Raw genomic sequence first — 14,516 nt, 5'->3', positions numbered from 1 at the left:
GGGGTCGTCCGTCACCGCGTCGGCGCGGTCGATCCCCACGACGCCAGCAACCGGAGCCGTTCAGCGCTCGGCGATCCGGGTTCGGCGGTGTAGATCATGAGCACCGATCCCGGATCGGCGGTGACGGCGAGTTCCTCGTACGCGAGGCTGACCTCCCCGACGACCGGATGGTTGAACCGCTTGGTCCCCGTGCCGTGTGTACGCACCTCGTGGGCACCCCAGAGCGTTCGGAAAGTATCACTGCGGGTGCAGAGTTCGCCGACCAGATCCTGGAGACCCCGGTCGAACGGATCGCGGCCGGCCTCGGTGCGCATGATGGCCACACACATCGAGGCGAAGAGGTCCCAATCCGGGTAGAAGTCGCGCGCGGCCGGATCGAGGAATTGGAAGCGCGCGAAGTTCGGTGTCCGCCCGCCGTCCCCGATCATCGGCGAGTAGAACGCGCGGCCGAGTGCGTTCGTCGCGAGCATGTCCTGGTGTGGGTCGCGGACGAAGGCGATGCCGTCGGTGATCGACTCCAGGGCCCACGACAGGCTCGGGCGTGGTGTCGACGCTTTCGACGGGCGCCGACGTGCACGTCCCGACACCGGGATGCCGTCCGCCGCGCGGGCGAGGGCGAGCAGATGGGCGCGTTCGGTGTCGTCGAGCTGCAGAGCCGTTGCGAGGGAATCGAGCACCGAGGCCGAGGCGCCGGCGATCGCGCCGCGTTCGAGGCGCGAGTAGTACTCGACACTCACGCCGGCCAACGTGGCGACCTCGCTTCGACGCAGTCCGGGAACGCGACGATTGGGTCCCGTCGGCAGTCCGACCGCGTCGGGTGTGATGCGTGCGCGCCGGGACATGAGGAATTGACGCACCTCGGCGCGGTTGTCCATCGCCACCCCTGTCAGGTGCCCGACGACTGGCGGGCGTAGGTGACCCGCCATCCCTCGGACGCGTCCACAGGTGTCAGCACCAGGGTGCTGTCGTTCACGGCGTAGCGGCGGGTGAGCGTGTCGCCGATGAGGTCACGCGCTGCGGCGGAATCGACCTTGACCGAGAAGGTCGACGCCGAGGTGTCGACGGACAGCGTCCCGTAGAACGCCTCGTACCCGCGGACGGTGTACGGGGTGTCGGGCGCGGAGGTGTCGGGGTTCATCGCCTGTACCGACACAGTGCTGTCGGTGAAGGTGATCTGACCGGAATAGGGCGTCGGTGTGTAGTTCGGTCCACCGGACTCCAGGCTGGTCATCCGCCACTGGCCGGTCAGCCCGCGTTCGGTGTCGTCGGACTCCGACGATGTGCCGCAGCCGGCGAGCGAGAGCGTCGCCCCCGCGGCGGTGACGGCGATGGCGAGACGTCTGATGGTGTTCATGAGGTCAACTCTCTGTGTTCTGGAAGATGTGGTGAATCTAGAGCGATCGGATCGGACGGGGGAGTCCCTGACAGGGCACCCCAGGCAACCTGGGATGGACCGGAGAGGTCGCGTCCCGCAGGCGTCCTCCGGTTCGGCCGGAGCGGGCGGCGATCACCTCTGCGGCGATCGACAGGGCGGTCTCGGCCGGTGTGGCACCACCGATGTCGAGTCCGATGGGGGAGTGCAGGCGATCGAGCTCGTCAGCGCCCAATCCTCGTGCACGCAGCAGGTTCTCGCGGTTCGCACACGCGGCGCGTGAGCCCATCGCGCCGATGTACGCGAACGGTTGTCGGAGGGCCCATTCCAACAGCGGGAGGTCGAACTTCTCGTCGTGGGTCAGTACGCACAGCGCGGTGTCCTCCACGTCGGCGATGGTGGCGACATGACGATGTGGCCAGTCGACCACCACTCGGTCAACGTTGGGGAAGCGTTCTGCGGTGGCGAAAAGACCGCGTGCGTCGACCAGCGTGACGTGAAATCCGAGTTGTCGCGCCGTGCGACCGAGAGCATCGGCGAGATCGATCGCCCCGCAGATGACCATGCGAGGCGCCGGGGCGAACACGTGGACGAACACGCGGTCGGCGCGGGGGTCGGCGCGTGTGACCACACCGTGGCGCGTGGCTTCGTCGGCCGTCCGTCGGAGGTCGTCCCGCAGTGATGCGCCGACCGGGCGGCGGTCGACGGGTTCGTCGACGACCCACTGGGTTCCGAGGGTGGAGCGATCGCCGGAGAGGACGGTGGTGAGGGTGACACGGCGGTCGTCATCGAGTGCACGACGAAGCCGGTGGAGGTTGTCGACCGAGACCGCCACCGGTGGGACCACGAAGATCTCGACGGTGCCTCCGCAGGTCAGTCCCACGGCGAGCGGGTCGATGTCTGCGTCCCCGAAGGTCGCCGATCCGGGCGCGTCGGTTCGGATCGCCTCCCGACACATCTCCACGACGGCGGCCTCCACGCAGCCTGCGGACACGCTTCCCGCCACCTCACCGCCAGCGCTGATCGCCAGTGCGGCAACGACTTCGCGTGGCGCACTGGAGGTGGTGTCGACCACCACGGCGACGGCGAAAGGCTCGCCTCGATCGACCCATTCGATGAGTCGATCGAGTATTTCTCTCATGGCTGTGCTCTTCCGCGCATCACAACAGCGACTCGACGCCGATGGGAAGTTCGCGGACCCGTCGGCCGGTGGCGTTGAACACCGCGTTGCCGATTGCGGGTGCGATCCCCACCATGACGATCTCGCCGAGGCCCTTCACCCCGATCGGGTCAGCTCGGCGATCGTCACCGTTGAGGTAGATCGCGCGCAGATCGGTGATGTCGGCGTGGACGGGGACGAGGTAGTCGGCCAGATTCGCGTTGACGATGCGCCCGTCCCTCTGGTCGGTCGTCGTGTGTTCGAGCAGCGCCTTGCCGATACCGCCGACCATCCCGCCGATCGCCTGGCTGTCGGCGAGCGTCGGGTTGATGATGCGCCCGGCGTCGTAGACGCCGAGCATCCGACGGACCCGCGTCACACCGAGTTGCGAGTCGACGCTGACCTCCGCGAACACCGCGCCATAGGAGTACAGCGAGAAGTTGTTCGTCTCCGGGGGTGCGAACGATCCGATCACCTCGATCTGGCGCCGGCCGTTGCGGCCGAGGAGTTCCCGGTACGTCTCACCCCGGGTCGCGTCGTTGCTCAGTTGCAGACGGCCACGGAGAACGATGACAAGGGATGGATCAGCCTGGTGAAGAGGCGATCTCGGATCCCTGACCGCCATGGCGATCGCTTGGTCACGCAGGCCGTCGCAGGCGTTCTGCACTGCGGAACCGACGCTCGCCATGGTCATCGACCCGCCGTGTGGCGGCGTCGATGGCATCCGTGAATCGCCCAGGGAGAAAGTCACTTCGGACATGGGAATCCCCAACGCGTCGGCGGCGACCTGGGTCATCGACGTGTAGGTGCCGGGGCCCATGTCGCTCGTGGCCGACTGCACCGAAGCGGTGCCGTCGGCGTTGATCCGGGCGTGGGCGCGTGCCGCCAGGCGTGCGGTGTCATAGACCGCCGTCGCCATCCCGGTCCCGATGAGCAGATCACCTTCGCGGCGGGTGCCCGGCCGCCTGTTCGTCGGTTCCCAGCCGAATTCGCGCGCACCGACGGTGTAGCACTCACGCAGACGTCGTGTGGAGAACGGGAGGCCGCTGGACCGGTCCGATGCCGGCTCGTTGCGTTGGCGGAGTTCGATCGGGTCGATGTCCAGGCGGACCGCCAACTCATCCATCGCGGTCTCGATCGCGAATGCAGCGGTCGCGTAGCCGGGTCCGCGCATGTAGGTGGCAGCGTTCACGTTCAGCGCCACCGTGCTGTAGGACTGTGTCACGTCGGCCGTGTCGTAGAGCATCTGTCCTGGGGCGAGAACCGATTCGGTGAAGTTCTCGTAGGTGGCCGTCTCGGCGAGGATGTCGTGCTCCATCGCGGTCACGAGTCCCTGTGCGGTGCTGCCGAGCCGGAGCCGGTAGTCGTAGGCGGGCCGATACCCGGTACCGAAGTACATCTGCCTACGGGTCAGCTCGAGCTTCACGGGGCGTCGGGTCTCGCGCGCTGCCATGGCGGCGACGGTGACGTGCGGCCATGCACGCAGCCCGCTCCCGAACCCGCCGCCGACGAACGGGGAGATGACATGCACGTTCGATTCGGGAATGCCGAACACTGCAGCCACCTCGACCTGGGTTCCGTCCCCGACCCACTGTGTCTTGTCCCAGAGCGTGAGGCGGTCACCCTCCCACTGCGCGACGGTGGCGTGTGGCTCCATCGGATTGTGATGGTTGCGTGCCATGCGGAAATCCATCGACATCTGCACCGGTGCCGTGGAGAGCGTCCGGCCGGAGTCGCCCCGCGAGTAGGCGGTCGGGGTCCCAGGGCGCGCCGTCATGAGATCGATCGTCGGCGCGCGGTCGTCGTAGCGGATGGCCACGAGGCCGGCCGCGTGGTGGGCGGTGTCGATCGTGTCGGCGACGACAACGGCGACGGGCTGTCCGAAGAACAGCACTCGATCGTCCTGGAAAACCCGGAGTCTCCTGCCCTCGGGGTTGTTCGACCCGGTGTTCTCGCGGTAGGGCAATCGAGGGGCGTTGACGTGGGAGATGACAGCTCGAACCCCTGGTTGGCGCAGAGCCTCAGAGCTGTCGACAGCGGTGACGCGGCCGTATCCGACGGTCGCGTCGACGATGACGGCGTGCAGCACGCCGTCGATGCGATGGTCGGCCGCATACGGTGCCTGCCCGGTCACCTTCAGTCGTCCGTCGACCCGAGTGCGCGCGGATCCCGCGGCGTTCGTCGGTTGGATGCTCATCGCACACCGCCCACGGTGCGCAGCGCCCGCTCCACGGTGCGTCGGAGCAGCTCCACCTTGAATGCGTTGTGCTGCAGCGGGCGCGCGCCGTCGGCGGCCACCGATGCCGCTGCGGCGAACGTCGCTTCCGTAGGCGGTGCCCCGACCAGACGTTGTTCCACGGCGGGCAGACGCCAGGGGACGGTGCCGACGCCACCGGCAGCGACGCGCGCCGAACGAATCCTCCCTGCGTCGACATCGAGGGCGACCGCGGCCGAGGTGAGTGCGAACTCATAACTCTGTCGGTCACGAACTTTCAGGTAACCCGACTGCAGACCAGTGGGATGGGCCGGGATCTCGATGCCCAGGATCAGCTCGCCGGCCGACAGCGATTGCTCACTGTTCGGCGTGTCACCGGGCTTCAGGAGGAACTCGGTGACGGCGACCCGCCGCACGCCGTCGGCGCCGTGGATGTGAACCACGGCGTCGAGGGCGGCGAGTGCGACCGCTGCGTCGGAGGGGTGGGTGGCCACGCACTGGTCGGAGCCTCCGAGGATGGCGTGCGAGCGGTTCTCCCCCTCGAGCGCAGAACACCCCGAGCCCGGATCGCGCTTGTTGCACGCCGCGGACACGTCACGGAAGTAGGTGCAGCGGGTGCGCTGCATGACGTTGCCACCGATGGTGGCCATGTTCCGAAGCTGTGGTGAGGCACTCAGTTCCAGCGCCTGCGACAGCACGGGGAACCGCGTGCGCACCAGAGGATGTGTCGCGGCGTCGGTCATCGTGACCAGCGCGCCGATGCGCAGGACGCCATCGGCGGAGGAGGTGACCTCGCGAAGGGGGAGACGGCTGATGTCGACGACAGAGCGCGGTCGCTCCACGGTCTCGCGCATCAGGTCGACGAGAGTTGTTCCACCGGCGATGAAACGACCACCTCGACGACCGGCGGCAGCGGCGCCCTCTACGTCGGTCGCGTGGGAGAATGTGAACGAGTGCACGGCGCCCTCATGACCTTTCGGCAACGCTGGTGAGAGCGGACAGGATCTTTGGGTAGCACCCGCAGCGACAGATGTTGCCGCTCATCCACTCCCGGATCTCGTCTGCGGAACCGGTGTGCCCCTCGCGGATGCACCCGACGCCGGACATGATCTGCCCGGGCGTGCAGAACCCGCACTGGAAGGCGTCCTGGTCTATGAAGGCCTGCTGCAGTGGGTGCAGCTGATCGCCGTCGGCGAGTCCCTCGATAGTGGTGACGGTGGCGCCGTCGAGCCGGGCGGCGAGCGTGAGGCAGGAGACGACACGTCGATCGTCGACGAGTACCGTGCACGCCCCGCAGGCGCCGGCGTTGCAGCCGCGCTTCGTGCCGGGCAACCCCAGGTCTTCGCGAAGGGTGTCGAGCAGCGATGATCTGTTGTCGACCTCGAGGGACCGTTCGATGCCGTTGACCGTCAACCTGATCGACGTGCTCGGCGGCGACGTCGGATCGTCGGACGAGGAGAAGAGGCCGGTGTTGGCCACGACGACACCGGCCACGACGACACCGCCCATCGCGGTACCGCCTGCCGCCATGAAGGTACGACGGGTGACCCCATTCCGCTTCTCGGACTCGAGGGTGGTGTCGTCGGTCTCGCTGACTGGCTCGGTCATGACTGAATCGAACACGGGAACGGTCGCGCGAGGGAGTCCCTGCTATGGCGTGCCCTGGCAGGGCACCCCTCGCGGGCCGCACTGTGATGTGCTCCGCCGGAGACGAACCCTCATGCCTGTTCGTGGCGACCTGCTGACGAACATGATGCGTGTGATCAACCGGTTCGTCGCGACTGCTGCCGCAACACCCGGGAGCCGAAGATGTCGGCGAGGACCAGCGCCGCGTGGGTCTCGACGACCCGCTCGGTGATGGGTCGTCCGACCTTCTGTTCTGCTCGCCGTACTCGCTGCAAGACGGTGTTGCGATGAACCGCAAGCAGTTCGGCCGCCGCGGCCAGGCTGCCGCGGCAATCGAGGACAGCCAGCAGAGTGGCGCGCTCGTTGCGTGCGGCCGCTGTGTCGTCGGCGAGATCGACGAGTTCGGCCTCCACGAGTCTCCGAGCGGTGTCGAAGTCGGTCGAGAGTGCGTCAGCCAGGGCGATGTCGCGGAAGTGGGTTGCCGACGGCGTGTCGCGATCGCAGAGTTCCGCGATCCGGCGCGCCCGGGTGGCCTCGAGGTGTGAGGTCCGGAATCCTTCTGCGCCGACGTGTACCGAACCGAGGGCGACGAAGACATGGGGATCCTGGTCCCTCAGCGCCGCCGACGCGAGGTCGCGGGACAGATGTTCGCCGACGCCGAGCCACGCCCAGAGTGCAAGGGGCCCGTCGGGGATGACGAGGGGGCGACCCGTGCCGATCGCGGAGGCGATCCTCTGGACCGCCTTGTCGAGATCGCGACCACGTTCGTCCGACCAACAGATCAACGCCAGGTGCTTGCCCGTCAAGCGGTGCGAGAGCGCACGCTCAGCCCGTGCGGCGTCGACGGATTCCCCGGCGAGCAGCGAGCGCACGATGTCGGCGCGCTCGATCCGCGCCTCGTTCTGGCGCTTGCTCAGCGTGGCGACGTACTCGAGAGCGACCTGGCTCGAGATGAGGTCGATGTAACGCAGAGCGAAACGTTCCAGCTCGATGAACATCGCCAGTGCCTCGGCCGAATCATGTTCTCGTGCAATGAGCACCGCGCTGAGTTGCTCGACGAAGAATTCGTGTCCGAGCCGGTAGAACCTCAGCATGACGTCGACGCTGTGGCCGCGCGCGGCCATGGCTCGGGCGTGCTCGAGTGCGGTGACAGGGGCCTGTGCTGCAGATACGTCGATACCGTGCCGCACCATCGACAACGCTGCCTCGAGGTTCGACGAGCACGAGCCGAGAGTGAGACCCCGAACCTCGTCGTCGGTCACGACCTCCGGCAATCGCGTCACGATGTACTGCAGCATCGCGTCGGCGAGCCCGGAGACGTCGGACAGCAGCGAGGTCGCCAAGCCCCTGGCCTCGTCGCTGGACAGCAGACGTCCCCGGCTGGGGTCGTTCACGGCCGGAGACTCCGGGGGACGGCAGGGCTCGGACCGGCGATCAGCACAGGAATGTCCGCATCTGCTCTCATGACCGCGATGGTAGGGCCGCGCATGTGTGCTCGGAGCACATATGGCTGTGCGGTGCCGGCCTTGTTGCGCCCGCGCCATCTGCCTAGCGTTGCGCCAACACGATCACAGAGGAGTGGCGGCGATGGCGACAATGGTCGAGACACGTGGTGACACGCCGAGTGCGCTCCCGGATTCCGGTGAGCGTGTTCCGGCGCTGTCGTGGCCCGTCGTCGGGATCTTCGGGCTTGGTATCGGCACGTTCGCCGCGTCGACATGGGCTGCCCTCACCGACACCCTGCCCGGCGTCGTGACGACAGCGCTGAGCGCCGCGGCGATCTTCGTGCTGTTCACCGTTCTCCACGATGCGTCGCACTACTCGATCAGTACCCACAGATGGGTGAACGTGGCGTTCGGGCGCGTGGCGATGTTCTTCGTCTCGCCGCTGATCTCGTTCAAGTCCTTCTCGTTCATCCACATCGAGCACCACCGCAACACCAACGACGGGGGCTCCGATCCCGACCACTTCGTCAGCGGCGCGGCGTGGTGGCAGTTGCCGCTCCGGTTCCCGTTGATGGACCTGCCCTACCTCGGTTTTCTCCTCAAGAACGTCAAACGACGCCCCCGTGCGGAACTGGTGGAGACCTTCGGGTTGTTCGCCCTCGCCGTCGCCGGCATCGTCGCCGCGACCGCCACGGGGCACCTGTGGACGCTGGCGCTGGTGTATCTCATTCCCGAGCGCGTCGCGATGTTCGTGCTCGCGTGGTGGTTCGACTGGTTGCCCCACCACGACCTCGAGGAGACCCAGCGCGAGAACCGCTATCGCGCAACGCGGAACAGGGTGGGCGGCGAATGGATCCTGACACCGCTGCTGCTGTCGCAGAACTACCACCTCGTCCACCATCTCCACCCGTCGATCCCGTTCTACCGCTACGTCGCTGCGTGGCGGAAGAACGAGCAGGCCTACCTCGACCGCGATGTCGCCCTCACCACGGTGTTCGGTCGGGATCTGGACGCCGCGAGCTACGACGAGTGGAAGCGTTTGAACGGTCAGCTCACGCCGCTGCTGCCGGTGCGGATGCCGGCCGGCTCCACCGCAACGCGGTCGGTGGTCCACAGTCTCGACGTCGCGTCGGTCCGACATCTCACCGAGGACAGCGTCGAGATCACCCTCGATGTCCCCGAGGATCTCCGCGAGCAGTTCGCCTTCCGTGCCGGGCAACACATCACCATCCGCCATACGCTCGGCGGCAAACAGATTCGGCGAAACTATTCCCTGTGCACCTCCGCGGTGTCGGGCGCCATCGCGATCGGAGTGCGGCGGGTAGCCGGTGGCGTGTTCTCCACTCACGCTGTCGAGTCGCTGTCGGCCGGCGACTCCCTCCAGGTGATGACGCCCACCGGTGACTTCGGCCCGCACCTGGACCCGCTCGCGCGTGGACACATGGTCGCGGTCGCCGCGGGCAGCGGGATCACGCCGATCCTGTCGATCATCCGCACCACCATGGAGATCCAGACCGAGAGCCGGTGCACGCTGTTCTACGGCAACCGGTCCGCCGACACCACGATGTTCCTCGACGACCTGCGAGACCTGGAGTATCGATACGCCGATCGTCTCCGCGTCGTACACATCCGGTCGGCCGAGCGACACCATCCGGCCGATCTGACCGGGCGCATCGACATCGATGTCGTGACGCGACTTCTGCGTGAGGACCCGGCTTCGGTCGGTCGATGGTTCCTGTGCGGACCGCCGGAGATGACGACCGCGCTGTACTCGGATCTGGTGGAACGGGGAGTCGACGACGACCGCATCGACATCGAACTCTTCCGTGGTGCGGAGCCTCAGGGCGGATCCGGTGGCGGAACGGCCGCCACCGCGACCATCACCCTGTCCGGTACCGACAGCGACGTGGAGCTGGCCCCGGGCGACACGGTCCTCGAGGGCGCACTGAGCGCGGGGCTGGACGCGCCCTACGCCTGCATGGGTGGAGCCTGCGGCACCTGTAAGGCCAAGTTGGTGTCCGGTGACGCTCCCATGGACCAGAACTTCGCGCTCGACATGAGCCAGGTGGCCGCGGGCTACATCCTGACCTGCCAGGCGCGGCCGACCTCGACGTCGGTCTCGGTCGACTACGACGGGTGATGCGGCGATGAAAAGTGTCGACGGACGGGTCGCGGTGGTCACCGGTGCTTCGATGGGCATCGGCGCTGCGACCGCACACGCCCTCGCCGACGCGGGCGCGCATGTCGCGATCGTCGCGCGGGGCGCCGAGAAGTTGAAGCAGACCGCGACCGAGATCGGACCGCGAGCGCACCCTTTCGCGTGTGACCTGACCGATCCCGACGCCATCGCGGACATGGTCGACAGGGTGACCACCTCCCTCGGCGCCCCCGAGGTGCTCATCAACAACGTGGGTGCCGGTACCTTCAAGCCATTGTCCGACATGGACTATCGCGAGGTGTGGCATGCGGTCAATCTGCCGTACGCCGCGGCGGTCGCAGCGACGCGTTGTGTCGTCCCGTCGATGGAAGCGCGCGGTGAGGGCCACATCGTCAACATCACCAGCCCGGCCGGCTACTTCCCGCTTCCCTATATGGCGCCGTACACCGCCAGCAGGCACGCGATGGTCGGACTGTCGCTGAGCCTGCGGGATGAGCTCGCCCGGTCCGGGGTGGGCGTGTCACTCGTCTGTCCGGCGGAGGTCAACACCGGCTACTTCGAACGCAACGACGCCGACATGGCGTGGTACCCGAAGATGTCGCGCTTCTTCCCGACCCTCGAGCCCGAGGACGTCGCACGCCACGTGCTCGCCGCCATCCGCACCAATAGGCGCGAGGACATATTTCCCATCCGGCTCCGTCTGATGATCGCGGCTCACCGCCGTGCCCCAGTTGCGAGCCTGGCGATCGTGAAACGCCTGGGTCTCTACGATCCGCAGCGGTCCGTTTAGCGGGGTCGATGCCACAGACGGGACGACTGGCGTCAGTCGTGCGGGTTCGACCGGCGCGGTGCCCTGCGCCGTAGCCGACGAGGAGTCTTGATCGGTGGTGTGGTGAGCGCTGTGACAAGCGGCGATGGACGCGAAGCGGCACAACTTGATTCCGCCTGCCTCGCGGTGGTGACGTTCATTGATTCGGTCGCGGATGCCTAGGTCAGGTGAAGATGCCGGCGGTGGCGACGACCACGCGTCGGCGTGCGGTTGCCGCGTCGTCGTGGAAGCGATCGACGCCCCACGAGAGGGTGGTGACCAACTCGAAGACCTCGTCGGCGGTGATCGACGCTGATACGTCGCCCGATGACTTGGCTGCGCCGAGGAGGGCTGCTGTCCGCGTGGCCAGGGGGTCACACGCGTCGTTGACCGGAGACGCGGGGTCGCGTTGCGCGCTGGCGATGGAGAAGGGCAGGTCGTGCCAGATACGGAGCTGCCAGGTGAGGTGGATGAGCGACTCCTGCAAAGCATCACGCGGCGAAAGGTCGCGGGTCAGTCCTTGCGAGTCCTGAAGCGCGGCCTCGATGTTCGTCTCCATGGCTGCTGTCGGTGCGAACTCACCTCCTCGACAGGTGGTGTGGCGAAATTTGCGCGTCGGATGACATCACACAGATCGTGATCCTGGGCGCCGGCCTCGACACCCGGGCGGATCGGCTGAACTGGCTCTCCGACGGTATCAGCGTGTTCGAGATCGATCGATCAGATGTGGCCGAACTGAAAGCCGCCGGGCTGGGTGTCGACGATCAACGATTGCGCGGAATCTCGGCTGATCTGACGACGTTGTCGTGGGCCGAGCAGTTGAGATCGGCCGGGTTCGACTCGTCCGTCCCCACTCTGTTCATCACCGAGGGGCTCTCATGTACCTCAAGGATGACGATGCGCGAGCGATAGTGCGGGCGGTTGCACAGCTGGGCGCGCCGAGAAGTCACCTCTTTCGACCGGAGCCGACACGTAGAGCGATAGGTGAGGAGAGTGGCGTCAACCGCGCCGCAGTGTCGCGATACGGGTGGGTGCATTCCGGCCTCGTGATAAGACCAGTTGCGAGTGCGACCTGTGTTGGGCCTCGTCGAATGGCGCCTCGTCGCGCGCATCCGACGACGTGATGGTCCGGGATTCCTCGGTTCTGGCCGGGTCGCTGAGGCGGGCCGCCAAGCTCACGCGATCGCGCGACGAAGCCCACTTGATGCTCTGCGGTCGACACGACACCGTCGAAGAGGGTGCTCGCGCGGCCAGCCACAAATCTTTGGCGGAGGTTCCCTCGGATCGAGGAATCCGTCATCACTCCATTGCGGCCGACGATGCTTCATCAGACCTGTGATGTGGGACTCCGGTGGTTCTGGCCTGACCACACTGTTCGAGCCCTTCAGTGAGACGCGGACCCTGTCGAGATTGCAGCCTCCCAGTCCCCAGCAACTGGTCGGCAGATAGGTAGCGACCGAGCTTCGACAGGGGAACCGCCCCGGCCGTAAAAGGTTTGGCTGGGGCGGTCCTGTTGTCGGGCTAAATTCAGCTACCGAACGGTGTGCGTCCGCCGACGGGTCCCTGCGGACCTGTCTGCCCCTGGGGTCCTTGTGGTCCGGTCTGACCGTTGGGTCCCTGGGGGCCTGTGTCGCCCTTGTCGCCCTTGTCGCCCTTCGGACCTTGCGGTCCGTCATTGCCCTGTGGCCCTGCGGGACCCTGCGCACCCGTGTCGCCCTTGGGTCCCTGCGGCCCGGTCGGTCCGGCAGGTCCGGTAGGTCCGGGTGTCCCGGTCGCCACCGGGAGTCCGCCGTCGACATTGATGAAGAAGGGGGTGCCGTTGGATGAACTGGGGCCGGTCGACTGGCAGAAGTACGTGATCGCATACAGATTCGAGGTCTTGGGCGAGATCGTGATGTTGGTGAACGCCGAGAATGGGCTAAGCGCATTGTTCAGGACAATCAGCTCGCCGCCGGCGCCGACTCCCTGAACCCTGGTGTTGCAGGAACCGCCGGTGAACGGGGTGTTGGTGTAGGTGACGATGATCGACGCGCCGTCGTCGCTGGTGGTCGCAGACAAGGTGATGGGGCCTGTCGGGGCGGCCGATGCCGGTGCGGCGGTCGCGATGCACAACGGCGCGGCAGTGGCAGCGAGCACGGCGGCGGTACGGGTCAGAATCTTGCGCACTGGTTTGTTCTCCTTTGATGACGACGCCCGGTAGGTCCGGGTTCGCCGTAGTGGACCAAACGAGTGCAAATTTTTTGCAAATAGTGCCAACCAGAGCGTTCGCAATTACGCGAAGGGATCCGCCCTCGGTCGGAGTTTCGCTCAACCATCGACGCACCTACTCGAAGGTGTGCGCTGCAGACTGAGCGATCTTCGGATCGTCAATCGAACCCTGAGGTGTCGGGGAGGAGCGACCTCTCCTGCCCGGGTTGCGCGCCCGCCGTGCGGACCGCACGGCGAGCGGTTACCTCTGCAGGTTCCGGCAAGGTCGACGACGTGGGTGTGGGCGGGTTGCTGTCGTCGCATGCGGCGGCTGCCGGCGGGCGCCAGACCAGTTGCGAGCGGCGGCCACGCTGCTCATAACGCCTGGGCGACGCTGCGGCCCGCACGGCGACCCCGGTCGAGCGCCCGTTCATGCAGTCCTGTTCTAGTTGATCTCGATGCGGTTGCGTCGGCGAGCAGGGGTGCTCACGGCTCGGTTCGACCGCCCCGAGTACGGCTGCTGCGGACTGTGCGCGGACTGGCGGAAACCAGCCGATGGCGACGAGTTGCACATCAACAAGCCGTGATCGGGTTTCTACTGGTCAAAGCTTCATTCACGTCCTCGGCCACCACTTCGGGTTGGCGGGATTCGCGCCCCTGACCTCTTCGTGTCGCGAGAAGCCGCTATCTGAAGGCGACCAGTCCGCAAAGCGAGGAAGCCCTGACCGGGTTTCCCTGGTCAGGGCCTCTTCTGTGTCTCAACCAACACGTCGGGGTGGCGGGATTCGAACCCACGACCTCTTCGTCCCGAACGAAGCACGCTACCAAGCTGCGCCACACCCCGTGGCGTCCTTGCGGACAACCTCGTACAGCCTACCGCCTCGTGGGAAGGCAGATTAAATCGGCTGGTCAGGGCGGCCGGCGAGCACTTCGACCAGGGGGCAGAACACAGTGGTCACGATGTCGTGGATGGCGTCGGTGGTGAGATCGCCGTTGACCAGGAACTCGTATCGCGCCATGTCGAACGGCAGCGATCGGACACGTTCGGGAAGCGGGCCCGGGCCGATGTCGCCGCGTTCGCGGGCTCGTTCCAGGATCGTGTCGCTGAGCGCGATGCCCTTCGTCTGCAGGATGCGTAGAGTCCCGGTGCCCGGTGCGGCGGCCGCGTCGGCGAGCACGCCGAGGGCGATGGATCGACCCATCGATTCGAGGCGATCGAGGACGAGATGCAGTGTCGCTTCGACATCGCCGGCCAGGGACCCGGTGTCGACAGCCTGGATCACGTCGTCGCCAGTGCTGGTCAGGGCGGCGACCACCATGTCGAGCCGATGGGGCCACCGTCGATAGAGCACCGGCTTGCTGGTCTGGGCGCGTCGCGCGACACCCTCGAAGGTGAGGCCGGCATAACCGTGCTCGGCCATCTCGCCGAACACGGCCCGGTAGATGGCGTCGTCGAGCTCGGTGCCGCGTCGTCGTGTGGCCGTCATCCCGCCTCCGATAAGAAACGTTGCGTATCTCGCGTGTCGAGGTTAACATTCGGCCCGTA

General features: G+C 66.7%; 13 protein-coding genes and 1 tRNA gene. 3 read left to right on the top strand and 11 right to left on the bottom strand.

Annotation, left to right across the window (positions count from 1 at the left end):
• Window positions 1-11: 11 nt before the first annotated feature.
• The 7 genes from ACLBW1_RS11975 to ACLBW1_RS11945 all read right to left on the bottom strand — a co-directional run bounded on the left by ACLBW1_RS11975 (window position 12) and on the right by ACLBW1_RS11945 (window position 7,766).
• Window positions 12-875 carry a helix-turn-helix domain-containing protein gene (locus tag ACLBW1_RS11975; RefSeq protein ID WP_447812034.1) on the bottom strand — a complete coding sequence of 288 codons (864 nt, stop codon included), beginning with the start codon at window positions 873-875 and terminating at the stop codon, window positions 12-14.
• An 11-nt stretch (window positions 876-886) separates the two neighbouring features.
• Window positions 887-1,354: a lipocalin-like domain-containing protein gene (locus ACLBW1_RS11970; protein WP_447812033.1), complete on the bottom strand. Its 468-nt coding sequence runs from the start codon at window positions 1,352-1,354 to the stop codon at window positions 887-889.
• 37 nt (window positions 1,355-1,391) lie between these two features.
• A complete protein-coding gene (locus ACLBW1_RS11965) occupies window positions 1,392-2,513 on the bottom strand; it encodes an XdhC family protein (RefSeq protein WP_447812032.1) in 1,122 nt (373 codons plus the stop codon).
• A gap of 19 nt (window positions 2,514-2,532) precedes the next feature.
• Complete coding sequence (locus tag ACLBW1_RS11960) at window positions 2,533-4,728, bottom strand: xanthine dehydrogenase family protein molybdopterin-binding subunit (protein ID WP_447812031.1); 2,196 nt, start codon at window positions 4,726-4,728, stop codon at window positions 2,533-2,535.
• On the bottom strand, window positions 4,725-5,705 hold the full coding sequence (locus ACLBW1_RS11955; RefSeq protein ID WP_447812030.1) for an FAD binding domain-containing protein: 981 nt from the start codon (window positions 5,703-5,705) through the stop codon (window positions 4,725-4,727). Before ACLBW1_RS11955 ends, ACLBW1_RS11960 begins: the two co-directional genes overlap by 4 nt.
• A 7-nt stretch (window positions 5,706-5,712) precedes the next feature.
• Window positions 5,713-6,354: a (2Fe-2S)-binding protein gene (locus ACLBW1_RS11950; protein WP_447812029.1), complete on the bottom strand. Its 642-nt coding sequence runs from the start codon at window positions 6,352-6,354 to the stop codon at window positions 5,713-5,715.
• A 155-nt stretch (window positions 6,355-6,509) separates the two neighbouring features.
• Complete coding sequence (locus ACLBW1_RS11945) at window positions 6,510-7,766, bottom strand: PucR family transcriptional regulator (protein WP_447812028.1); 1,257 nt, start codon at window positions 7,764-7,766, stop codon at window positions 6,510-6,512.
• Window positions 7,767-7,959: 193 nt separating this feature from the next.
• On the opposite strand from ACLBW1_RS11945, the gene ACLBW1_RS11940 reads away from it, so the two are divergent.
• Both ACLBW1_RS11940 and ACLBW1_RS11935 read left to right on the top strand, forming a co-directional pair.
• Window positions 7,960-9,957 carry a fatty acid desaturase gene (locus ACLBW1_RS11940; protein WP_447812027.1) on the top strand — a complete coding sequence of 666 codons (1,998 nt, stop codon included), beginning with the start codon at window positions 7,960-7,962 and terminating at the stop codon, window positions 9,955-9,957.
• A gap of 7 nt (window positions 9,958-9,964) precedes the next feature.
• A complete protein-coding gene (locus ACLBW1_RS11935; protein WP_447812026.1) occupies window positions 9,965-10,765 on the top strand; it encodes an SDR family NAD(P)-dependent oxidoreductase in 801 nt (266 codons plus the stop codon).
• Between the two features lie 202 nt (window positions 10,766-10,967).
• Here ACLBW1_RS11935 and ACLBW1_RS11930 read toward each other — a convergent pair whose 3' ends face one another.
• A complete protein-coding gene (locus tag ACLBW1_RS11930) occupies window positions 10,968-11,342 on the bottom strand; it encodes an SbtR family transcriptional regulator (RefSeq protein ID WP_447812025.1) in 375 nt (124 codons plus the stop codon).
• 11 nt (window positions 11,343-11,353) lie between these two features.
• Here ACLBW1_RS11930 and ACLBW1_RS11925 point away from each other — a divergent pair, with 11 nt between their 5' ends.
• Entirely contained in the window at window positions 11,354-11,695 is a 342-nt protein-coding gene (locus tag ACLBW1_RS11925; RefSeq protein WP_447812024.1) for a class I SAM-dependent methyltransferase, read from the top strand.
• 615 nt (window positions 11,696-12,310) lie between these two features.
• Here the strand turns inward: ACLBW1_RS11925 and ACLBW1_RS11920 are convergent.
• The 3 genes from ACLBW1_RS11920 to ACLBW1_RS11910 form a co-directional block, all read right to left on the bottom strand.
• Window positions 12,311-13,039, bottom strand: a complete 729-nt coding sequence (locus ACLBW1_RS11920; RefSeq protein WP_447812023.1) for a hypothetical protein — start codon at window positions 13,037-13,039, stop codon at window positions 12,311-12,313.
• A gap of 701 nt (window positions 13,040-13,740) precedes the next feature.
• Window positions 13,741-13,814: transfer RNA gene (locus ACLBW1_RS11915), tRNA-Pro, on the bottom strand.
• A gap of 52 nt (window positions 13,815-13,866) precedes the next feature.
• Complete coding sequence (locus tag ACLBW1_RS11910) at window positions 13,867-14,457, bottom strand: TetR/AcrR family transcriptional regulator (protein ID WP_447812022.1); 591 nt, start codon at window positions 14,455-14,457, stop codon at window positions 13,867-13,869.
• Window positions 14,458-14,516 lie beyond the last annotated feature (59 nt).

This window comes from Williamsia sp. M5A3_1d, from assembly GCF_053345315.1.
The sequence above is the reverse complement of the archived record's forward strand: the minus strand, read 5'-3'. Positions and strand labels throughout refer to the sequence as shown.